A 21,005-nucleotide genomic window follows, 5' to 3' on the forward strand; every position below is an offset into this window, starting at 1 on the left:
AGCCACTGTGGGTATTGAGATGCCCAAGCCACGCCGAGTCCTGGTGGTCAGCCTGGGCGGCACGATCACGATGACCGCCGCAGCGAGTGGCGGTGTCGTACCCGCTCTGGCCGCACAGGACCTGCTGGCGGCAGTTCCGGGACTCGCGGACCTCGACGTCGCTGTCGAGACGGTCGACTTCCGGCGACTGCCCGGGGCGTCGCTGACCCTAGCGGACGTCACGGCGCTGTCCCTGTTGGTGCGCCAGCACCTCGACGATGGTGTCGACGGCGTGGTCGTGGTGCAGGGCACCGACACCATCGAGGAGACCGCCTACCTGCTCGACCTGCACCACGCAGGGCCGCAACCGGTCGTGGTCACCGGCGCGATGCGCAACCCGACCCTGGCCGGGGCCGACGGACCGGCGAACATGCTCGCCGCCGTCCAGACCGCCGCCAGCCAGACCGTCCGCGGCCTGGGCTGTCTGGTCGTGTTCGCCGACGAGCTCCACGCTGCCCGGCGCGTCCGCAAGACCCACTCGACAGCCGGGTTCGCGTTCCAATCACCCAACGGTGGACCGCTCGGCTACCTAGTCGAAGGCCAACCTCGGCTCCTCAACCGGCTCGGCGCTCGCCACGTCGTCCCGCTGCCCGGCGACGGGCCGCGCCCCCGCGTGGTGCTGCTGACGATCAGCCTCGGCGACGACGGTGTCCTGCTGGACGGCCTCGCTGACCGGGCCGACGGTGTAGTGATCGCCGGGTTCGGCGTGGGCCACGTCCCACAGGATCTCGTGCCCGCGCTGGCAGATCTGGCCGAGCGGATTCCGGTTGTACTAGCCAGCCGGACCGGAGCCGGACCGGTGCTGACCACGACCTACGGCTTCCCCGGTTCGGAACGGGATCTGCTGAGCCGAGGGCTCATCCCAGCCGGATTCCTCGACGCCTACAAGGCCCGCATCCTGCTGAACGCGGTGCAAGCCGCTGGAGCCGACCAGAAGACGGTCACCGCGGCGATCACCGCAGCCGGCGGCTGCGGCGACCCCGAGGCATGGCCGTGGGCGACCGGCGCCGACAACGCACCAGCAAAGCCGGAGGTTCAGGATGCGTAGTCAGCAGGTCGACATCGGCCGTAGCTTCGTCGTGGTGTTCGACCACGGCGACGACTTCTTCACCGCCCTCGCCGATTTCTGCCGCGCAAACAACGTCCGGCACGGGATCATCCCCACCTTCATCGCCGGATTCTCGCAAGTCGAGGTCGTCGGCACCTGCGCGAAACTCGACAACCCGCAGGCCCCGGTCTGGTCCGCCGTCCACCTGAACAACGTCGAGGCCCTCGGCGGCGGCACCATCGCCTACGACGAAACCGAGCAGCGGATCCTGCCGCACATCCACGTGTCCGTCGGGCTCAAGGAGCACAGCGCCACCGCGCACACCAGCCACCTGCTCTCGGCCACCGTCCAGTTCCTCACCGAGATGTACCTCGTCGAAGTCTCCCAGCCGACCCTGCACCGCGAACGTGATCCCAACCTCTACGACGTCCCGCTCCTGCGCTTCGACACTGCCGAAAATTGAGGAGCGACAATCTCGTGGGTCGGCTCAAGCAGCCACGGACCCGAGACCTGCGCACCAATCGACCGCCGGAAGATAGGCCATCGTGGGGTGGCCGCATAAGGCGCCACCCTGCGCCACGCCAGAGCAACCCGAAGATCCCATCGGCTGCTTTCCGACGTCCGGAGGACGGTGCCACGGTGAACCAAGGCAAGCCGGAGCCCAATTCGCTACTGATGCAGGCTCGACGCCGGCGGTCGTCTCCGTCCGGGTCAGGACGGCCGATGTCGCGGCAGGAACTCGCCGAGGCCATCACCTCTACCTCTGCAACACCACCAGATCGTCCACCAGTGGGACGAGACAGACATCGACCGACTGGAGCGCGGAGAATCGCTGGCCCGGCAGACGACGCCGGGAAGCATTCCGCGCGGTCCTGCAAGTGGCAGCCGACCATAAGATCGGCTTCTACATCAGGCGCTCATCAACCTTCGACATCGAGGCCAGCCTTCACGCCGGTGTCGGTCAGGCCCTCCTGATCGATCCGGGGTGGCGACCGGCCCGGTGACTGGCCGACGAAGGCCTTCCCCGATCTGACCGGTGCCGCCAGCTACGTCGTCGGCGCACGGTGATGTAAGCGACCTGTGAACCGACGTAGAGCTTCGGATGGTTGCCCAGACCGAGGAGCTCCAAATTCGCTGCTCGCGAGACCGAGTAGCTGCGTGCAGGCGAGCGCCAGCGAGATCGTCTCCATGCCGATAACGTCGTTGAGGCACAGGACCTCCGCGGCAGGACTCACGCCGCGCTTCTTCGCTTGGCTTTGATTCGTTCCGCGACCGCTCCGGCAGCCTCGTGGTGCAGTTCCTTGGCGACGCTCTGGTACGTGTCGCGCGTCAGGGTCGTGGTGGAGTGGCCGAGTTGTTCGGAGACGACTTTGATGTCGATGCCGGCTTCGAGGGCGATGGTGGCGGCGCAGTGGCGTAGGTCGTGCAGCCGGATGGGCGGGAAGCCGCCGCGTTGGATGAGTCGGCGGAAGCGCTGGGATACCGAGGCGGGGTGCCAGGCCCTGCCGTCGGGGCGTACGAAGAACAGGCCGGTGTCGGGCCAGTTGGAGCCGGCGGCCAGTTGCCACTTCGCTCGCTGAGCTTTGTAGGTGGTGAAGAGTGCGACAGTGTCCGGATCGAGGATGACGTCGCGGTTGCCGGCTTCACTCTTGGGCTTCTTGTGACGGATACGTCCGCCGCCGTATGTGGTGATCTGGTTGATGATGCCGATTTCGGCTTTGCGGAGGCGGACTTCGGCGTCGAGCAGGCCGCAGGTTTCGCCGCGGCGGGTGCCGCGATAGGCCATGAGGTGCAGCATCGGGTGGATGTCGGGCGCTTCGGCGGCGGCGTAGTCGAGGAAGTCGGCGAGTAGTTCGTCGGTCCAGACCATGACGGGGCTGGGGACTTCGCCGGTGGCTTGCCAGCGTTCGACGCGTTCGGGTTCCCAGACGATGGGCCTGGACCGTTTGTTGCGGGTCTTCACCAGGGCGGCGGGGTTGGCTACACCGGCGATGATGCCTTCCCGGAGGGCGTCGTTGAACGCCTTGCGCAAGGTGGCGCGGATGCGGGAGCGGGTCGCCTCCCCGGTGGGCCGTCTACCGGCGACGCTTTTCCGTACGGCGGGGTCGGGGTCGTTTCGTTTGGCGAGGATCTCCTCGTTTCGTTCTTTGATTTCGCGGATGAGGGTGTGGATGTGGTGGGGGCGGAGTTGGTCGAGGACGACGTCGCCGAGGTGAGGGATCAGGTGGGTGGTGATGTGGTTGGCGTAGCTGCGGCGGGTGTTCTCGTCGAGCTCGATGTCGTTGACCCAGCCGGTCAGGTATTGGGCGAGGGTGGGGATGCCGCCGAGTGCGCTGTCGGTCTTCAGGCGGAACCGGACGGTCTCGAGGTCGGGCAGGTCGCCAGTGGCGCGGCGGGAGGCCTGGATGAGGTCGGCGACCTCGGTCAGCCGTTTCGGGTCTTTGCCGGCGAGGTCGAGCAGTCGACGGACTTGGTCGATTTCGTCCTGTGCGGCGTCGCGGTTCTCGAAGCCGGTGCTGGGCCGCAGTTGGCGTCGTTTCCCGTCGGCGGTCGCCGGGAGTTCGAGCTGGTATGCCCATTGACCGTGGGTGAGGCTCCAGGATCGGTTGGCGCGGCGTAGTTTCGGGCATTTGTTGCGCAGTGGTCGGTCGGTGTCAGGGTCCTTGCAACGGCAGACTTTGAACGGGGTGTCGGTGGCCACGAGGTGGACGCTCCCAGCGTGTGAGGGTTGGTGTGCAACGGTTTTACGGCGTTCGGTGGTCATTCACGCTCTGCTCCTAACATTGATCAAGTCGTCTTGGTGGGTGGCTACGGCGCTTCGCTGCTGACAGTGCGTGGCTCTCCTGGTTGCGGGTGAAGAGCGGCGATTAGGGCAGCCGTCGGAACGCGGTACTGAGCGCCGACGCGTATGAGCGGCAGTGGGAACGCTCCGCGGTGGGCCAGCCGGTAGGCGGTGTTGCGGGAGATGCCGAGGAACTGTCCGGCGGTGACCACGTCGGTGGTGGCGCCGAGTGCCTTCAGGTCCTCGATGGTCGGCGGCGAATCGGTGGGTGGTTCAGGGCCGGCAGGTGTGCGGGTGCGGCGACGATCGGTCAAGGTGTCTCCCAGTCAGGATGGCGGTTTGGCGCGTACGTATTGACGTCCATGCTTGGATGGTTAATGCGTTACCGTCCTGCTCATGCATGATCGGGCCGGCGGTCGCGATGGCGGTGACGTGGATTTCTGGCCGGACGCCCGTACCCTCCCGGTGCTTGGCCGTCCGGAGCGGCTGCCCGATGGGATCGACGCCGGTGGTGGTTCTCGTGCGGTGATCAGGATGCGGGTGCTCGGGAAGCCGGAGATTGTGGATGTTCCCGCGGATGTGCATGTCCGGAAGCGTTCCCTGGAGTTCTTGACGTACCTGATCGCGTGCGGCGGCAGCGTGCATCAGGACTTCATCCTCGAGGACCTGCTGCCTGAGCCGTCCCGGGGCAAGGCCGTGGAGCGGTTGCACACCTACACGTACAACTTGCGGCAGGTCTTCGCTCGGCTAGGCGGTGACGGCAGCTACCTGAAGGTGCGGCAGCATCAGTACGTGTTGGACCGGGCCGGGTTCGACGTCGACTTGTGGACGATGCTCGACGCTGTCGCGGACGCTGTTGCCGCACCCGAGCAGCAGTCGCGGGTCGCGGCGTTGCGCCGGGCGGTGGACGCCCATACCGGGCCGTTCGCCGACGGCGCCGGGTACTTGTGGCTGGCCGGCTATCGGTACCTCATCCGCCGGGAGTACGTCGACGCGGTGGTCGCTCTCGCCGACAACCTGGCCGGCCCGGCACGGGCGGTGCTGGAAGAGGGCCGGCGGCACCATCCGCACGACGAGCGGCTCACCGCCGTACTGAAGGGTTTCACGGCGACATAGTGAGCGGCTGTTTGTCCGCGGCCGGGACGGGGCCGTCCTGCCTGTGGCGGCGGGACAGCCCCGTTCGGCGGTGAGGTGTGGATGGGTTACTCGGCGGTGGAATCTGCCGTCCCGCGATGCCGACGGTGGTGTCGTCCTCGCGGGCGAAGACGTTGAGCACCTGGACAGCCTGCTGCAGGCAGTCGTAGGCGACGGCCGGCATCCGCACGATCAGGCTGTCGAGCAGCTGCTCGACGAGGGCGATCACCGGTTCGGTACGGATGGCCTCGGCGGGGCTGGCGAGCAGCCACGCCTTGGCGAACCGCGTCGATTCCCCCGGCCGCGAGATGGCCTCGCGACCGAGGAGCCGGTTCCTTTCGACTTTGTCCTCGAATTCGGAGCCGCCATAATCGGCCACCTGCTGGTTGACGTGGTCCACGTCGGCGAGCACGGTGAGCAGACTGACCGCGCGCCGCAGGGCAAGAAGAGCTTGCGATGCCGGGATCTGATCGTCGCCGCCAGTTCGCGGACCACCGCGATCACCGGCACGGTACGTGCGATGCGGCGGCGGGACTCGTGCAGCCATATTCGGGCGAACTGCTCGGCGTCGTGGTCCACGACCGGACGTTCCGGCGGGAAGATCTCCGGGAAGCGTTCTGAAAGCTTTGTCATGATGTATCACCTCCCTCCTGTCGGGAATTCACGTCAGCGCCGTGATCACGCCGCTGACGTGGGCTTTCGGCCTGCCAGTCCGGACCGGAGCCGCGGTACTGGCGGGTCGGTGGCGGCTCCCGCTCGGACCTGAGCGTTTTGAGCAGCGCGGAGGCCTTGGAGTTGGAGACGCTGGTGCCACCGGCTCGCAGGTGGAGAGCGAGCGCGCCACGGGTCAGCGGTTCGCCGCTGACGGCCAGGCGGTCTCTGATCGCCCGGGCGGCGGGCAGCACGGTCCGCAGGTCTTCCACCTCGGCGGACGGTCCACGGGACCGGCGCCGGTCCGGTGTGGACCGCTGATCCGGGTTTGCTGCCCTGCGGACCGCGGGTGCGTCGGCGGGCTCTGCGCGGACCGGGGAATCGTCGAGTGTCGAGGCGGACGGTCCACCGGTGTGGCTGAGCGCGACCTTGACCATGACCAGGAAACCCAGTGCTGGGATGGCGGCGGCCGTCCAGCCGATCAGCGACGGTTCGGCTTCGACGACCTGCGCCGCCAGTGACAGCACGACCGCGCAGCCCAGCACCACGGCGGGGAACCGGGGTGAGGCGTGCTCGCGTCGCCGGCGGCGTAGTTCCAGGCCGGAGGCGATCGACATCAACTCGAGGACGATGGCGTCGGCCCAAGCGAGCCAGCCCGGCTGCCCGTGGCTCGCCGCGACGTTGTGGACGTGGGTGAAGCTCGCGGCTCCGGCAGCTGTACCGATCGTGAGCATGATCAGGATCTGGGCCAGGCTCTCGGCGCGGCTGCCGCGGACGGTCCGGTCCGGCGAACGACGCGCTGCTACGGGACCACCTCCCGCGGACCGGTCCGTGCCGTACGCGCCGGAGGGCGTTCACGACGGTTCTCGTCGGGGACGTGGCGGGACGCGAAGGCGGGAGTGTGCAAGTTCTGGCGGGACTTCATGGTGTGGATCCTCCGGTCGATATGGATGAAAGCGGAGCCCGTACGGGCACAGCCCTCAGGCGTGCCGGCGACGATGCGACGGGGGCGCGACGATAGCGTCCGCATCTGTCACCACCGCGGCCGTACGCGCGGTGACAGAAGGCGCCGTCTGTCACCCGGCACGGAAAGGTCTCGGCGGTGGCTGTCACTACGGGAAAGCCGGTCAGGCGATCACCGCGCCACGGCTATCAGGTTGTGGCCGTGCAGTTCGGCAAGGCGCAGGCGCCGTCCCGATCGGCGGTGTAACCACCACTCCGCATCGGCGGGGTTGCCCGCGCCGTGGGTCGCGGTGACGACGGGGTAGCGCACACCGGCATCGGTCAGTTCCTCGTGCAGGTGGCGCTCCCGGAGCGGGCCGGGCAGCCAGAACAGCACCGGCCACACTCGCCCGGTGACGCGGGCGAGCTCCTCGTATCCGTCGATCTTGTCGACCAGGCGGGAGAGCGGCCGTTCGGTGCCGGTGTCGTACTCCAGCAGGAATGGAATCTCCGAGCCGTCCTCGATCCAGATTCCGTGTCCGTCGGGCCGCGAACTCGGAATGTATGTACGTTCGGTGACGTCAGCGCCCTCGCCTGCGAAGGCGCCCATCTGCTGGCATTGCCGGGCCGACCACCACCGCGCCAGTTCGCAGCCGGGCCGGGTGCGGGCGTGACCGGCCAGGGCGGTGAAGAAGCCGTTGACGCCGACCAGGTGGGCCAGGTTCGCGCGGTTGGTCAACTGCCAGCGTCGCCGCCGGGCCCGGTCGCGGTAGCCGCGCTCAAGGCGCTCGCCGCGCTGCGCTGCGGTGACCTCCAAACCCAACTGGGCGAGGACATAGTGGTACGGGAACGAGCCGCCGCCGGCCCGGTTCGGCCGGAACCGTTCCAGGACCCGAAGACCGACCAGGGTGCGCAGCCGTTCCTGCGCGTAGTCCAGCGACGGGAACAGCGCCTGCGCGATCTGCATCGAGGTCAGCGCGCCGTGCTCGGCGAGCCAGTCGAGCAGGACGCAGTCCCGGTCGGTGATCTGGGACTGCACGCGCAGGACGGGATCGACGTACCGCGGCGACCTAACCATGGCGTCTCCCCCGGGGGAGAGACCCAGACCGGAGGGTCTGTCGCAGGACGATCGCGGTAGAGGAAAGACGCGCTGTGCTGCGCTGTGAGAGCTGTTCACGGGTCCGTTTCCCAACGGAGGTCAACAGGGAGGACAAGCGCCGGATCCGAGCGGACGGCAAGCCGGGATGGCAGTTGAGGAGTGAACGGGGCGAAATGCCCGATGTGGATGGGTTCGTAGACACCAAGGCTCCAGAGTGTTGTTCGATGGGGTGTCGTGAGGGCTGGTCGATGCATCGCACACCTTCCCGGGCATCGCCCGAGCGGAACGACGTCGGGTTGCGCTCGCGAGCGGCCGTGAGCGCGGATAGTCGCGGCAACGGCGCGCCGTGATCATCGACGGCGTCGGCCGCTGGCGGGAGGCAGCCTCCGATGCCGCCGCCCACTTCCCTCACACCCTCAAACCGACCTTTGTCAGCTCTCGCGAACACCCCGATTTGAGAGTCAGCCGAACGGCCGATACCAAAAGTTATCTAGTACGCATTTCGGTTGGTGTGCCTTGAGCAATCACAACGCGATTGTCAGATTTCACGGACCGTCGGGCTCGACGATGCCGCGAAAGGAGGCCCGTCGTCGGCCGAGACACGCACAGCGCCCCCACCTGGTCCTTCAATCTCGAGGAACGTGGACAGCCGACCAGATGTCCGGATCAGGCCGAGGCGGGAACCTGCCACAGGGCGCTGACCGGTATGGCGCGGAGCTTGTCTCCGAACGGCAGGGTGGAGGTGCCGGTGTAGAGGACGATGCCGGCGATGAAGTCGTCTCCGAGGCGGTCGGCCAGTCGGCGTAGCCCGCGGAAGTCGTCGAGACCGACGGTGGTGGCGGCTTTGACTTCGATGCCGACGACGTGGCCGGATCTGTTCTCGAGTACGGCGTCGACCTCGTACCTGCTTTGGTCGCGGTAGTGGGAGAGGTCGGCTTGCTGCTCGGACCAGGTGAGCTGGCGGGAGAGCTCGGACAGGACGAACGATTCGAGCAGCGGGCCGAACGGCGCCCCCGGCCTGAGCAGAGCGCGGGCATCAGTGGCGAGTTCGTTGGCAGCGATGCCAGAGTCGACGAAGATCAGTTTTGCTGCTGCGGTCGCTCGGGTGCCGAGATTGCGGGACCAGCCGGGGACGCGCTTGACCAGGAAAATCTCCTCCAGCGCCTGGAGGTAACGCGCAACCGTCGGCCGGCTCAGTCCGAGCGCGGACTCCAAGGAGTTGGCGGCGATGATGGTCGCGGATCTGGCGGCGAGCAGGCGTACCAGTTTGCGTAGTTCGCCTTTGTGCTGGATGTCGGACAGCTGCCGGGCGTCGCGGTCGATGAGCGCTTGGACGTACGCGTCGAGAAACCGCTGGCGGCGTCGCGGGTCGTCGCGGGTGGTCGCTTCGGGCAGGCCGCCGCGCACGATTCTGGCCGCGTAGTCGGCCCGGCTCACCGTCGATTCGTGTCGCAGGTCGGGACCGAGCGCGAAGATGGCATCGACGAACCCGTCCGGCTCAGTGTCGATCTCGCCCTGGGAGAACGGCCAGAGTTCGACGGTTTCCATCCGGCCGGGCAACGCGTCGGGGGCGGCGACCATGCCGAACAGCCGTGACGAGCCGGTGAGCAGGTAGCGGCCGGGGCGGGGATCCTCGTCGACGGCGGCCTTGATCGCGAGCAGCAGCTCCGGAGCGCGCTGGATCTCGTCGATGACCAGTAGTTCCTCGGAGTCGACGAACCCGACCGGGTCGGCGGTCGCGGCGGCTCGGTCCTGAGCACGGTCGAGGTCGCGGCGCTCGGCAAGCCGATCGCCGGCGACGATGCGGACCAGCGTGCTCTTACCGGCCTGGCGAGCCCCGCTGATCAATACGACACGGGTGTCAGCTAGGGCGGCGTTCACCTGCACGGCGACGCGACGTGGGACCAGGTGCGGTGTGGGCACCACCTCATGATAGCTGCCGGGTTTCGATCTGCGGGGCTACTCACTTTCGATATGCGGCACCCTTGATGTTCGATATGCGGGTGCCTCAACGTTCGGTTTGCGGGAGATCGTACGCGGTCAGCACAGCACCGACCTGACTCTCCGGAAGGTGTTCACCGCGGTGCAGTTCCGGACAACCGTTCGTTGATCGCGGCAAGGTCGAACGGTGTTGCGTCTCTGCCGCAGCCCGGGAACCAGTCTTCCTCGGGTGCGTCGCCCTGCCCGCCGACACAGACCGCGGAAGTCTCCGGCTGCTCGGTCTCGATGATGCGCTCGACCAGGATGCGATGCTCCCAACGGTCTCCAAGGTCGTAGACATATGTCAGAGCGGATCCGGCGTTCGGCGCCAGCCTTCCCAGTCTGGCCCGGAACTCGTCCGCGGTTTCCTCCAGACCGAAGAACGGATCGGCATAGCGGCGCCCGTCCACCGTGAACACGTGCAGATGATCGTCGTCCCAGTCGAAGACGATCTGAATCACTCGATGCAGTTCGTCCAAGGTCGCGGTGGCCGGCAGCCGTACCCGCCGCCAGACCGGTGGCCGTACCCGGGTAAGAGTGATCTTCAATTGATAGGTCGGGATCGGCGGCCCGCCCGCCGCGATGAGCTCGGCCAGGCCATCTCGCAGGACTGCCTCGTCGGGGTGCCCGCTGCCCGGCGCATCGAGGCCGCCCCGCTCGCGAAGGACCAGAAAGGCCTCGCGCGGACCGTCGACAGCCAGCGCCGCCGCCGCATATTCCACGGCGAGCCACCGAAGATCGGCCGGGTCTGGCTCCGCCGGTTCGTCCTCGTCCTCGTCCTCGTCCTCGAACTCGGCGAGTACGAGCCGGGCGTGCGCAGCCAGCGTCGGGACCTCGGCGGCTTGCTGCCACGCAGGCAGCGCGGCCTCGCCCAAGCCGGCCACCACGTCGACTGCCACGATCCGCTGCGCCGGTGGAGCCGTAGCCGCCGCGTCGAGCAACTCGGCCGCCGCCTTGCTCATCTCCCGCTCGGCCAGCCAAGGCCCCGCTTGCCGCCACACCCCGTCTCCGGGCAGCGTCGCCAGCCGTTCGAGAACCGCCGAGGCAGGCGCATCGGGAGACAACGGCGGCGGCCATTCGTCGAGCAGCCGCTGCCACATCCAACGACCCAGCTCGGTCACGCGTCGGTCGCCGTCCACCGCGCCGACCTCGCCGAGCAGTTCGAGCCCGGCATCCACCGGCATGACGCTTCGCCGGAACGCCGAGTAGACCGCGCTGGCGTCCCCGAGATCGAAATAGTGGAGCAGTTCGTGAACGGCCTCGGGAATGTCCTTCATCTCCGGCGGCGACTGAGCCGTCATCACCGTCAGGAGCGTCCGCAGCAGTATCGGAGCTCCCCGGCCACGGTCGTCGTGCGACTCGGTACGCAGCACCGCCCGGACCGCCGCCCACCAACGCTGCACCGGGTCGTCTTCGGTGGCGGAATCGGCAACCGCCCGGTTCGCCGACACACGCAGCCACCCGATCGCCTCGGCCGCCACCCAGGGCCGATGAACAACCTCGACATCCGCGGCCGTACGAACCCAGGCGGGAACCGTCACACCCAGGGCGGTCCCCGCGGCGGCGACGTCTACCGGACGTAACACGCCCTTCGGGGTCACCGGCTTGCCCTCGCCTACCCAGTCCACCAGCCGCCGCGCGCGAGTAACAAGCAGACAGCCATCGGCCAATTGACGAAGTTCGGACGTCACGACGAGAGAGCATACGAAAGCAGCGACCGGCGTCCCTCGGAAGGCCACGCGCCAGGCACCTCATGCGCGAGGCGCCCGGCGACGCTGCCGCAGGAGGCGCACCCCGCGGTACCGGTGCACGAACGATCGCGTGGACCCCTTGCGAACATCAAGTCACCCGCTGAAGGTGTTTCCTCGCTGTCCTCTTTCCTCGGCCGCGCTCGCCGATATGACAAAATCGGCAGGTGCGTCATCAGACCGCGGTTCGCCGCCTTCGAACGGTCGCCGAACGCTGTCAGCAGGCCAGCGGCCTGTGGGACGACGAGCCGTTCCTGCTTGCCGCGTACGCGTTCGGCTCGGTGTTGGAATCTGTCGCCGACGTGGACGTGGTCGATCTGGCGTTCGTGCTCAACCTGCCCGCCGAAGAGCTGCCGTGGTTCGCGGAGCCGCAGTCCCTGGTCGGCTTGCCGAGCCTGCTGGAGATCGACAAAGCGCCGGTGCGGTGGTATTGGCGTCCATCGGTATGGCCGGTCGCCAACCATCTGATTCATCGTCCACTGCGGGTGTGGTCGCTGGATGGACCCGACGAGAATGCGCTCGACGCGATGGAACGTGGCCAAGCCGAGCATTTGCGTATGCCGGCACCAACGGCCGAGCAACAGCGGGAACAGTTGAGCGTCGAGGTGGCCGCCAGCCTCTTCCACCTGCGCGGCGTCGAGGCGGAGTTCTGGGAGCGCGACTGGCGTTCGGCCCATAAAGGATCCGGAATTCATCCCGAGAACCACCTGTGGAACGCCGTCCACGGCTACCTGGACCTGCTCGCCACGACCGGCCAGCAACGGCCGGGACTCACCACTCGATCCAGTCCACCCGCGTCGCGAACTGCGTGACGCGATCTCAGTCGGGGTAGTCGGTCGGCGGGCGAACGAAGTGCGATTCGGGCATCGGTGCAGGCTGGCGCGATGAGTTCTGGAAGCCGACGCCCATGCAACCGCGGTGCCGCCCGATCGTCCCGGCGCCCTGATCTCACCATCGTGGCCGACAAAGATTGGGACTGCAGGGTCACCGGTCCGTCCGAGCGGTGCGCCAGTTCCGCAACCTCGTTCACTGGTGTGCCGGCGCCGTCTTCTCCTCGCATCGTGCGCAGCGAGTGGGGCACGGCGTGAGCGGGGCAGCCGTCACGAGTCCGCTAGCCCGCAGGATCGTCTCCGCGGTGTCCGACAGCGTCGAATTCGCTCCGATGACATGCTCGCCGGACACACCGAGCAGATCCCGCTCGGCGTACCACTGCGCCATATCGTCCACGGTGAAGTCGACGCTCGCCGCGCGTGTCTGATGTCGACGGACCGTTTCCTCGAACGGCACATCGAGGTAGTACACGGCGCTCGGCCCGCGATGCTCGCCGATCAGCCGGCGAAGGACCTCGCCGTACCGTTCGCGGTGCAGGATCCCCTCGAGGACGACGTGGTATCCCAGTCCCAGCAGGCTGGCCACAGTGGAAGCGATGAAGGCAGGCGCCACCGGATCGATCCCGCTGATGTCGTGCTCGCGGCAGACGATCCGCCGCAGATAGTCCTGTTCGACCAGGGCACATCCCCGCCCGTACCGGCGCCGCACCTCCCGCGCCACCGAACTCTTCCCGCTGCCTGAGTTTCCTCGGATGATGGCCAGCCGGCTCGTGCCGGAAGCGGTAGAGGATGCGTTCATCGCTATTCCCAGTCGTCGCCGATCAATCCGGTCGGCTCCCCTCGAGCCTATTCTCGATCGAGGCGGTCGCGGATCGGTGCCGCAATTGAGGCGGCCAAACCTTGACGTCAGGAGTTTTGCCCCGCGTCCGTCGCCGAGGCCGCCTGGGTCAGAAGAGTCTTCCCCGGTACGGGTGGGTGCGGCCCCACTTCTCCTCCCACCGCAGCAGGTCGGCCTGCCATTCCGGGAGGTCGGGGCGGTGCTCCCGGACGGCGGGCCGCTCCGGCTGGGCGACCAGGAAACGCCAGTAGTCCTCGATCGCCGCTTGGGCAACGTCGGCCGGGAACTCGCCCTCGGCGCCGGGCACCCACAAGTTGGTGATGAGCAGTGCCGACGGTGTGAATGACACGGCGTAGTTCTCGCTGCTCCATTCCTCGAACGGCGGCTCGCCGCGAGCCACGTCATCGGCCATCGCCAGCGCGTCCAGGGTGGCCAGAAAGAACCTGTCGAGGTCAGCGGTCAGCCACTGACCCAGCAGGATTCGTCCGGGCAACACCGCCCGAACCCGGACTCGGCCGTCGGCGGCATCGCCCGTACCGATGGGCAGTTCCTGCTCGTCCTGGTCGCCGGAGGGCGCCTGGGCCCGGCCGAGCGCGGCCACTACGTCGGCAAGCGTGCCGCCCAGGCCGGACGGGTCGATCGGGCTGGTCATCCCCAACCTCCTCGCGCGGGCAGTCTTGCCCGATCCGCGACCATATCGAAGCCTGTCCACTAAGGGACGGGCCCGGTTACGGCCGGGGTGTGCGGGAAGGCCCACTACGCTGGACCTATGAGCGAGTTCTCCGACGGGGTAGGAACCCGACGGAGCCAGCGGGTCAGCCGTACGCACCCCGTTGGACGGATTGGTTCACCTCACGCTCGTCCGCTGCGTCCGGCGGCGCAGTGGATCTCAACACGGAGCGTTCGTACCAATAGTGCGACGAACGCTCCAGTCCTAGCCGAGGTCGGCACGCGGCGGAAGACTCGGCGCTCGGTTCGCCGAGCAGGTAAGGAATCAGTTCACGTGTACAGGCGGGCAAGGTCGATGAGTTGGATGCCGGGATCGGCAGCAGCCATCGCGAGAAGGTCGTCGGTGAAGCCTCCGCCGCTGAACAGCAACAGCTGGCACCGGTCCGCGCGGATGTCGTTCCGGCCGTTGAGCAGGGTGCGGATGTGGGCCAGCCGCTGCAGGTGGCCTGTTCCGACGGTCTCGTTCCACTTGGCCTCGCCGATCGCGAGAAGGTCCTCGCGGTCCTGGTCGTCGCGGCCGAAGACGGCCACGTCCACTTCGTGCTGGGTTCGGGCGGCGGGGTCGTTGACGATGCCGGCCGCGACCCTGGTCGGATAGCCGCCGAGCAGGTCCGGGTCGGCCTCCCATCGGGCCCAGTTCCGGCAGATCGTCTCGAAATGCGGGCCGACGACCTTACTCAGGAAGGTGCGCTGCAGGCGGGGCCAGACCTGCCGGGCGCGACCGGTTCGTTCGAGGTCACCCCACGCTGGGCGCATAACGGCGTGGTAGAAGGTCAGGAGCGGCTCAGCAGCCCGGTAGACGCCCCTGTTGCTCTTGAACGCGTCCTCCTCGCGCACGACCAGTCCCGCATCCTCCAGCACCCCCAACGCATGGGCCAGGTCGGACGGTTGCCGGCCCAGGAAGGTGGCGATCTCGCCGCGGCGGGTACGGCCATCGGCGATCGCGGCCAGGACCGAGTGATACAGGGCGGGATCGCGGATGTCGGGTTCCTCCGCGAGCAGATAGCGGGCCTCCCGGAACAACGGGCGGGCCGGGTTCAGCACGGCACGGACGACCCAGTCGTCGAAGTCCCCCGGCCCGGCCGGAGAATCGTCCTGGGTGAACTCGTGCCGATACGCAGGCGTGCCGCCGACGATCGCGTTGACGAGCAGGGCGGTGCGTGGGTCGTCGATGTACCAGAACCGGGCGGCTGCCCGGTAGTCCAGCGTCCGGACCACCAATTCCAGACCGGCTCGTCCCCGCAGCGGCGCGGCCCCGGACAACAACCCACCCATCAACGACAACGCCGAACCACACAACAGCAGCCGTACCTGCGTGTTCGAGCGCTGTCCGGCCGGATCGAGCGCACGCTGAATGATCGAGGGCAGCGCTGGGCTGGCGCGGGCCAGGAACGGAAACTCATCGATCACCACCGGCATCGGTCCGCGCGAGGCCATCGACATCGTCCTCGTGATCGCTTCGTCCCAGTTGACGAACCGCAGCGGTGTCGCCTCACCGAGGTGGTCGCCGAGCGCCTGCCCGTACTGCCGCAGCGCATCGGCCTCGGACGACTCGGTGGCGGTGAACACGAACCCGCCAGCCGCCTGGACCAATGCGTCGAGCAGGAACGTCTTGCCCTGACGCCGACGACCGGAAACGACACCCAGGGTCGCCCCGCCCTGCGGCAGGCGAGCGAAGCGGACCAACTCGTTCCACTCGTCGTCCCGGTCGAAGATCTCGCTCGGCTTTTCCACGACCCTCCCCATGTAAGCGTAGTTACTATAACTATACTTACATGAGCTTGATGCGGCTGGATCGGGCCACTTGTCCGTGCCGGGGCAGTGCAAAGGTCACGGTTCCAAATCAGCTCGACCCGGCCTCGGCGGTCACGCGGATAGATCTCCAGACGGCGGTCGCTGCGGCGTTCTCCGAGGCCACCGCAGCGAGCACAACCCGCTGGCGTTCGTCGATAGCGTTGGGTTCGCTGGCCTATCCTTCGGCGCTCGCTGCCACCGGGTCCTGCTGGAGGGCGAGGTCGTCGACGCTGAGTACGAGGCAGCCGAGGATGTCGCCCAAGACGGTCCGCTGGACACGTGTCAGGGGGTTCACGAAGATCGCGGCGTCGACGGGCCGCCCCGCCAGGGCGCTCCCACCACCGGTCGGAGGCTCCCAGCGTTGAACGTACCGGCCCAGCACTCGGCTACCGCGGGCTTCGGCGAGGGGCGCCTGTATTCACCGCCGGGCACGCCGAGCCGCGTCGTGCGTTGCCTGACCCAGCGCTCGTCCGAGGGGAGTGTCAAGAAAACGGTGTAACTCGATCTTGCTGAAGGTCAGTTACGGCCTGCGGTGAGGCGTCCTTCGAAGGCGAGGTCGAAGGCGTTGAGGGCGGGTTTCCAGCGGGTGATCCAGCGGCGGCGGCCGGTGCCGGTCGGGTCCAGGGCCATCACGGCGAGGTAGACGCATTTCAGTGCGGCCTGCTCGTTCGGGAAGTGTCCGCGGGCCCGCACGGCCCGGCGGATCCGGGCGTTCACGCTCTCGATCGCGTTCGTCGAGCAGACGACCTTGCGGATCTCGGCGTCGAAGGCCAGGAATGGCACGAACTCGGCCCAGGCGTTCTCCCAGAGCCGGACGATCGCCGGGTATTTGTCGCCCCAGGTCTCGGCGAACTCGAGGAACCGCTGCTCGGCGGTGGCCTCGGTCGGTGCGGTGTAGACCGGTTTCAGTGCTTTGGCGATCGCGTCCCAGTGCTGGCGGGACGCGTACTTGAACGAGTTGCGCAAAAGGTGCACCACACACGTCTGGACCACCGTCTTGGGCCAGACGGTGTTGATGGCATCGGGCAGCCCGGTCAGGCCGTCGCAGACGGCCATCAGCACGTCCTCGACGCCGCGATTCTTAAGCTCGGTGCACACCTGGAACCAGAACTTCGCGCCCTCACCGCCGTCGCCGGCCCACAGCCCGAGGATGTCGCGAGTGCCTTCGGCGGTGACCGCCAGGGCGACGTAGATCGGCCGGTTGGCGACCTTTCCATCGCGGATCTTCACGTTGATCGCGTCCAGGAACACGACCGGGTAGACGCGGTCCAGGGGCCGGTTCTGCCACTCGGCCATGCCGTCCATGACCTTGTCGGTGATCGTGGAGATCGTCTGCCGCGACACGTCGGCGCCATAGACTTCGGCCAGGTGAGCGCTGATCTCACCGGTGGTCAGGCCTTTAGCTGACAGCGACAGGACCATGTCCTCGACCCCGGTCAGCCGGCGCTGTCGGTTCTTGACGATCTGCGGCTCGAACGAGCCGTCCCGGTCCCGCGGCACGACGATCTCGACCGGGCCGACGTCGGTCAGCACCGTCTTCGCCCTCGACCCGTTGCGGGAGTTCCCGCCGTCCTTACCAGCGAAATCATGCTTCTCATAGCCGAGGTGGTCGGTGATCTCGCCGTCCATTGCAGCCTCGATCACCCGCTTGGTCAGCTGCTGCAGCAGACCACCCTCACCGGTCAGCTGCAGGCCCGAGGACCGGGCCTGCTCAACGAGCTGACCGATCAACTCGCCGTTCACCCCGGCCGGCAGGCCAGGCTCCTGCTTCTTCTTCGCCACCGCGGCAGTATCCACGGCGTCCGTCGTCATGGTCATCAGATGCGTCTCCTTGATCAGGAGTTACACCGTTCTTTTTACAGTCCCAGGCTCAGGGAAGACTTCGATCGAGATCGTTGAGGGAAAGCTGCGTCGTGCTGAGTATTGCGAATGTGAGTCGGTCGTACTTGTCGCACGCGGAAACGGTTTGGGCCGTCAGGGATGTTTCCCTGACGGCCCGTCCTGGTGAATTCGTGTGCATTTCCGGGGCAAGTGGTTCAGGCAAGTCGACGTTGCTGAACCTGCTCGCGGGTCTGGACGGCGCCGACCATGGTGAGATCACTGTCGCCGGCGCCAGGGTTGACACGCTGAGCGAGACCGAGCGGGCCCGGATGCGACTGGAAACCGTCGGTGTGGTGTTCCAGGACCACAACTTGATCGAGGAGTTCACCGCAGCCGAGAACGTCGCATTGCCGCTGGAAGTGCTGGGGACGGACAGCCGGCAAGCTCTGCAACGAGCGGGTGAGGAGTTGTCCCGGGTCGGCCTGGCGGGCCTGGACCGCCGGTTGCCCCGGCAGTTGTCCGGTGGGCAACGGCAACGCGTCGGTTTGGCCCGAGCCGTGATCGGTGACCGCCGGGTCCTTCTCGCGGACGAACCAACCGGCGCTCTCGATTCCAAGAATTCCCGGGAGTTGTTCCGATTGATCAGGTCGCTGTGCGACCAAGGAGTCCTCGCTGTGGTCTGTTCGCACGACGTCATGTGCAGGGAATTCGCTGACACCGCATACGAGATGGTCGATGGCGGCCTGGTTGCGTGCGGCTCGGCGGAGCGGACCATGCCGTGATTCATGTTCGCCTGGTGCTGGTGCTGGGTCGCCGTTTTCTGCGGGACCGCGCGCAGGCGCAGTTCGCGCTGATCGCGTTTGTGTCGTCCGCGTTCCTGATCACGATGGTCATCACGCTGGCGGCGTTCAGCCCTAGCGGCGACCAGGTCGTCGAGCGGGATCTCGGACGGTTTGGCCATAGTCTGTCTGTCGGCAATCTCGGAGGCATACGCCCTGGAGACGACCAGCTCGTCCGAGACGTCGTCGCGGCGGGGCGTGCGGCCGGCGCAGCCGACCTGGCAGCGGAGTTGCTGTCGCTGGACTTACGGCACACCGGTACCAACACCCGCCTGACCTACCGGGAAACGGTTTGGGCGGCGGATCCGTTTCCCCGCAGGTTCGTGCTGACCGGCGGGCGGTGGCCCACCCGTCCCGGCGAGGTCGTGGTGACCAATGCCGAAACTTTGCGCATCGTCCCGGGCGCAGAGGTGTCCACGTTGTCGGGCCGAGCTCGTTTCCGCGTTGTCGGTGTCGCCGCCGACCGCTACTACGGCAATCCCGCTGTGCTGGCGGCGCCGGGCACTTGGGCCGGTCTGGACAAGGACATCGCAACAGCGTTCGCCTCGGTGCAGGCCTCCCCCAACCTCTACTGGGGTGCGGCTCCCGCAGAGCCGGTCATCGCGGCGGTAAGCCGGGTCGCGGCTCGCTATTACCGCACGACGGAGAAGGCGGCCGTCAGGGAGTTGGCCCCCGCTCTCCGGACTGTGGAAGCTGCGAAAGCGGATCAACAACGACGGCAGACCTGGGTGGGGCGCGCCCCGGCCGCCTATCAGGCACCTTCTTGGGTGTTGCCGGTATTGGCTGTCCTGCTGGTTTTCGGTCTCAACGACCGACGACTCCGCCGCAGCACCCGCATCCTGCGCTCCGTGGGTGTGCCGCCTCGAGTCGCGGTTGCCAGTGTGGCCGTGTCCAGCGCCGCGTGGACGCTGGCAGCAACACTCGCCGGCGCGGCCGCGGGAGTGGGTCTGGGCGCCGCAGCCCGTCTCGTCTTGGCCCGTTTCATCGATGCACCCCTACCTCCTCTGGGCGGCCTAGGCGAACCGATCCTGCGGCTGGTCGCCCTGACGCTGGCGGGCTGCATGGCGGCGTCCCTTCTCCTGATGGGCACCGGTCTGCGGCAGCGTCGGCGCCCCGCCAAGCCCGCCGCCGCTCGCCGCATCACGCCGGCCGCGAAATCCCGAATGCACGCAATCCGTCTTGCCGCAGCCACCCTGATGGTCGTGGCGGCTGCCCTGCAGGTTCCCGGCATGAACGTGCCCCGCAAGGCCATGGTGTTCGCGGCCATGGTCGGCGTAGCCGTACTGCTCGTCACACCGGACATCGTCCGATATGTGTTGCGGCGGTTGCCCGAGCGTGGCCCGCGGTCGCGCCTCGCCGGCCGCCAGCTCACCGGAGACCACCGACGCGCCGTTATCGCCGTAGCCGTGCTCGCCACTGCGCTGGGCGGGCCACTGGGTTTCCTCACCCTGTTGCACACGATGATCGTCTCGGTTGATGCCAGCAACGTGCCCGACACCGGTCCCGGCCAGGTCGCAGTGAGCGGCAGTGGCGGGTTTCTCCAGCCGCCCCTGCCCGCACTGGTGAACACCGTCCGCACCGCACTTCCCGGCCGTACGCAGGTCCAGTTGAGATCCGTCTACTCGGAGAAGGCCGGCTTCGTGGTGCCCCGAGGAACAGATGTCGGTTATTTCCTGGCCGTCGACACCCCGCAAGAGGTCGCCGCGCTCGCGGGCCGACCGCTCACCGGCGAGCAGACGGGCACCTTGCAGGCCGGCGGAATCCTCAGCTGGGACGACCCGGCACCCGACGAATACGTTCTCGTCTCCGGCACGAGTCCGTCGAACGCACGCGAAACGCCGCCACTGCCCGCCCGACAGCTCCGGTTGGCCAAAGCCGATTGGAACCGCGGCGCATACGGCATCATGCTGACTACCACCGTGCAGCGGCTGAAACTGCCGTTGTCGACCGGTGCAGTGTTCTTCACCGGCGTATCCGACGAAGAGGCGACCGCCGCCCGCCAAGCCGCGCTGGCCGCCGGTCTGAATACACGCGATGTCCTGCTGGACGAAGCCCCACCGCCCCCGGTGCCGCCGGTTGCCCTCTACGCCTCGGCCATCGGACTGTTCGCCCTGATCCTGCTGGTGGCAATGGCCGTGGCCCGCGGGCAGGTCAGCGCGCTGCGGGCCTACCTCGGCACCCTCATCGCGGTCGGCGTGCCCACCGCATGGGCCCGCCATGTCCTGATCTACCAACAGGCGGTGACCGTCGCCCTCAGCACGCTGCTAGCGGCCCTGATCGCCATCCCACCGGTGATCGTTGCCGCCTGGCGGCTACCGGGATACGTGCTCAGCATCCCGTGGGATTGGCTGGCCCTGGTAACCGGCGCATTCTACGCCGCCACCCTCGCGATGACGCTCCTGACCGCCCGGCGGCTACGCGCCCGTGACCGTACCGCGTATACGACATGAGGGCGGTCGGCAGTTCGCGGTCGGTGGCCGCACCAGGGTCGCGGCGACCAAGATCAACTGGTCTTCGGCGAGACCGAGTAAGAATCACGATGCGTTGCCGGGTGCCCCCGACGACTTGCGCTCGCGCAGGTTGGCGGGGGTTTTGCATGCTCGTGGTGGGCCGGACGTTGCACCATGCGAACCACCCGATCATCGTCACCGGCGACCCACTGCCCGGACGTTTGGCCATTTCAAGGGGTATTCGACCAGCCCAATAGCCTGATCCAGACCCACCCTCAGCC

At 67.5% G+C, this 21,005-nt stretch carries 17 protein-coding genes; 6 read left to right on the forward strand and 11 right to left on the reverse strand.

Annotated elements, in window-relative coordinates; all coding sequences use genetic code 11:
- Positions 1-19: 19 nt before the first annotated feature.
- Positions 20-1,087: an asparaginase gene (locus tag LXN57_RS44235; protein WP_251804309.1), complete on the forward strand. Its 1,068-nt coding sequence runs from the start codon at positions 20-22 to the stop codon at positions 1,085-1,087.
- The gene (locus LXN57_RS44240; RefSeq protein WP_251804310.1) at positions 1,080-1,550 is read left to right on the forward strand and encodes a PPC domain-containing DNA-binding protein; all 471 of its coding nucleotides are present in this window, start codon (positions 1,080-1,082) and stop codon (positions 1,548-1,550) included. The genes LXN57_RS44235 and LXN57_RS44240 overlap by 8 nt, the downstream gene beginning before the upstream one ends.
- Before the next feature lie 768 nt (positions 1,551-2,318).
- Here LXN57_RS44240 and LXN57_RS44245 read toward each other — a convergent pair.
- Together LXN57_RS44245 and LXN57_RS44250 are read right to left on the reverse strand one after the other, a co-directional pair.
- A complete protein-coding gene (locus LXN57_RS44245) occupies positions 2,319-3,788 on the reverse strand; it encodes a tyrosine-type recombinase/integrase (RefSeq protein ID WP_251804311.1) in 1,470 nt (489 codons plus the stop codon).
- A 107-nt stretch (positions 3,789-3,895) separates the two neighbouring features.
- The gene (locus LXN57_RS44250; protein ID WP_251804312.1) at positions 3,896-4,183 is read right to left on the reverse strand and encodes a helix-turn-helix domain-containing protein; all 288 of its coding nucleotides are present in this window, start codon (positions 4,181-4,183) and stop codon (positions 3,896-3,898) included.
- Between the two features lie 82 nt (positions 4,184-4,265).
- Between LXN57_RS44250 and LXN57_RS44255 the strand changes: the two genes are divergently transcribed.
- A complete protein-coding gene (locus tag LXN57_RS44255; RefSeq protein WP_251804313.1) occupies positions 4,266-4,985 on the forward strand; it encodes an AfsR/SARP family transcriptional regulator in 720 nt (239 codons plus the stop codon).
- On the opposite strand, the gene LXN57_RS44260 is transcribed toward LXN57_RS44255, so the two are convergent.
- The 5 genes from LXN57_RS44260 to LXN57_RS44280 all read right to left on the reverse strand — a co-directional run bounded on the left by LXN57_RS44260 (position 4,972) and on the right by LXN57_RS44280 (position 11,414).
- Positions 4,972-5,415 carry a hypothetical protein gene (locus tag LXN57_RS44260; protein WP_251804314.1) on the reverse strand — a complete coding sequence of 148 codons (444 nt, stop codon included), beginning with the start codon at positions 5,413-5,415 and terminating at the stop codon, positions 4,972-4,974. The genes LXN57_RS44255 and LXN57_RS44260 overlap by 14 nt on opposite strands.
- A gap of 217 nt (positions 5,416-5,632) precedes the next feature.
- Entirely contained in the window at positions 5,633-6,388 is a 756-nt protein-coding gene (locus tag LXN57_RS44265) for a DUF2637 domain-containing protein (protein WP_251804315.1), read from the reverse strand.
- A 401-nt stretch (positions 6,389-6,789) separates the two neighbouring features.
- On the reverse strand, positions 6,790-7,674 hold the full coding sequence (locus tag LXN57_RS44270; protein WP_251804316.1) for a replication-relaxation family protein: 885 nt from the start codon (positions 7,672-7,674) through the stop codon (positions 6,790-6,792).
- 687 nt (positions 7,675-8,361) lie between these two features.
- Positions 8,362-9,618, reverse strand: a complete 1,257-nt coding sequence (locus tag LXN57_RS44275; RefSeq protein ID WP_251804317.1) for an ATP-binding protein — start codon at positions 9,616-9,618, stop codon at positions 8,362-8,364.
- 152 nt (positions 9,619-9,770) lie between these two features.
- On the reverse strand, positions 9,771-11,414 hold the full coding sequence (locus tag LXN57_RS44280; protein WP_251804318.1) for a plasmid pRiA4b ORF-3 family protein: 1,644 nt from the start codon (positions 11,412-11,414) through the stop codon (positions 9,771-9,773).
- Between the two features lie 176 nt (positions 11,415-11,590).
- On the opposite strand from LXN57_RS44280, the gene LXN57_RS44285 reads away from it, so the two are divergent.
- Positions 11,591-12,235 carry a DUF7711 family protein gene (locus LXN57_RS44285; RefSeq protein WP_251804319.1) on the forward strand — a complete coding sequence of 215 codons (645 nt, stop codon included), beginning with the start codon at positions 11,591-11,593 and terminating at the stop codon, positions 12,233-12,235.
- A 214-nt stretch (positions 12,236-12,449) separates the two neighbouring features.
- On the opposite strand, the gene LXN57_RS44290 is transcribed toward LXN57_RS44285, so the two are convergent.
- The 4 genes from LXN57_RS44290 to LXN57_RS44305 all read right to left on the reverse strand — a co-directional run bounded on the left by LXN57_RS44290 (position 12,450) and on the right by LXN57_RS44305 (position 17,432).
- Positions 12,450-13,052 carry an AAA family ATPase gene (locus tag LXN57_RS44290; RefSeq protein ID WP_251804320.1) on the reverse strand — a complete coding sequence of 201 codons (603 nt, stop codon included), beginning with the start codon at positions 13,050-13,052 and terminating at the stop codon, positions 12,450-12,452.
- A 148-nt stretch (positions 13,053-13,200) separates the two neighbouring features.
- Positions 13,201-13,743, reverse strand: coding sequence for a hypothetical protein (locus LXN57_RS44295; protein WP_251804321.1), 543 nt, complete (start codon positions 13,741-13,743; stop codon positions 13,201-13,203).
- A 347-nt stretch (positions 13,744-14,090) separates the two neighbouring features.
- Positions 14,091-15,554: an AAA family ATPase gene (locus LXN57_RS44300; protein ID WP_251804322.1), complete on the reverse strand. Its 1,464-nt coding sequence runs from the start codon at positions 15,552-15,554 to the stop codon at positions 14,091-14,093.
- Between the two features lie 576 nt (positions 15,555-16,130).
- On the reverse strand, positions 16,131-17,432 hold the full coding sequence (locus LXN57_RS44305) for an IS256 family transposase (RefSeq protein ID WP_251804323.1): 1,302 nt from the start codon (positions 17,430-17,432) through the stop codon (positions 16,131-16,133).
- 113 nt (positions 17,433-17,545) lie between these two features.
- Between LXN57_RS44305 and LXN57_RS44310 the strand changes: the two genes are divergently transcribed.
- Together LXN57_RS44310 and LXN57_RS44315 are read left to right on the forward strand one after the other, a co-directional pair.
- On the forward strand, positions 17,546-18,217 hold the full coding sequence (locus LXN57_RS44310; protein ID WP_251804324.1) for an ABC transporter ATP-binding protein: 672 nt from the start codon (positions 17,546-17,548) through the stop codon (positions 18,215-18,217).
- Entirely contained in the window at positions 18,214-20,724 is a 2,511-nt protein-coding gene (locus tag LXN57_RS44315) for a hypothetical protein (protein WP_251804325.1), read from the forward strand. Before LXN57_RS44310 ends, LXN57_RS44315 begins: the two co-directional genes overlap by 4 nt.
- Positions 20,725-21,005: the final 281 nt, after the last annotated feature.

The sequence above is a fragment of the Paractinoplanes hotanensis genome (assembly GCF_023717965.1).
Taxonomy (GTDB): domain Bacteria; phylum Actinomycetota; class Actinomycetes; order Mycobacteriales; family Micromonosporaceae; genus Actinoplanes; species Actinoplanes polyasparticus.

Coding starts and splice junctions, on each gene's coding strand:
- LXN57_RS44235 (WP_251804309.1), top strand. CDS start 20: ATGCCCAAGCCACGCCGAGTCCTGGTGGTCAGCCTGGGCGGCACGATC.
- LXN57_RS44240 (WP_251804310.1), top strand. CDS start 1,080: ATGCGTAGTCAGCAGGTCGACATCGGCCGTAGCTTCGTCGTGGTGTTC.
- LXN57_RS44255 (WP_251804313.1), top strand. CDS start 4,266: ATGCATGATCGGGCCGGCGGTCGCGATGGCGGTGACGTGGATTTCTGG.
- LXN57_RS44265 (WP_251804315.1), bottom strand. CDS start 6,388: ATGCTCACGATCGGTACAGCTGCCGGAGCCGCGAGCTTCACCCACGTC.
- LXN57_RS44270 (WP_251804316.1), bottom strand. CDS start 7,674: ATGGTTAGGTCGCCGCGGTACGTCGATCCCGTCCTGCGCGTGCAGTCC.
- LXN57_RS44290 (WP_251804320.1), bottom strand. CDS start 13,052: ATGAACGCATCCTCTACCGCTTCCGGCACGAGCCGGCTGGCCATCATC.
- LXN57_RS44295 (WP_251804321.1), bottom strand. CDS start 13,743: ATGACCAGCCCGATCGACCCGTCCGGCCTGGGCGGCACGCTTGCCGAC.
- LXN57_RS44305 (WP_251804323.1), bottom strand. CDS start 17,432: ATGACCATGACGACGGACGCCGTGGATACTGCCGCGGTGGCGAAGAAG.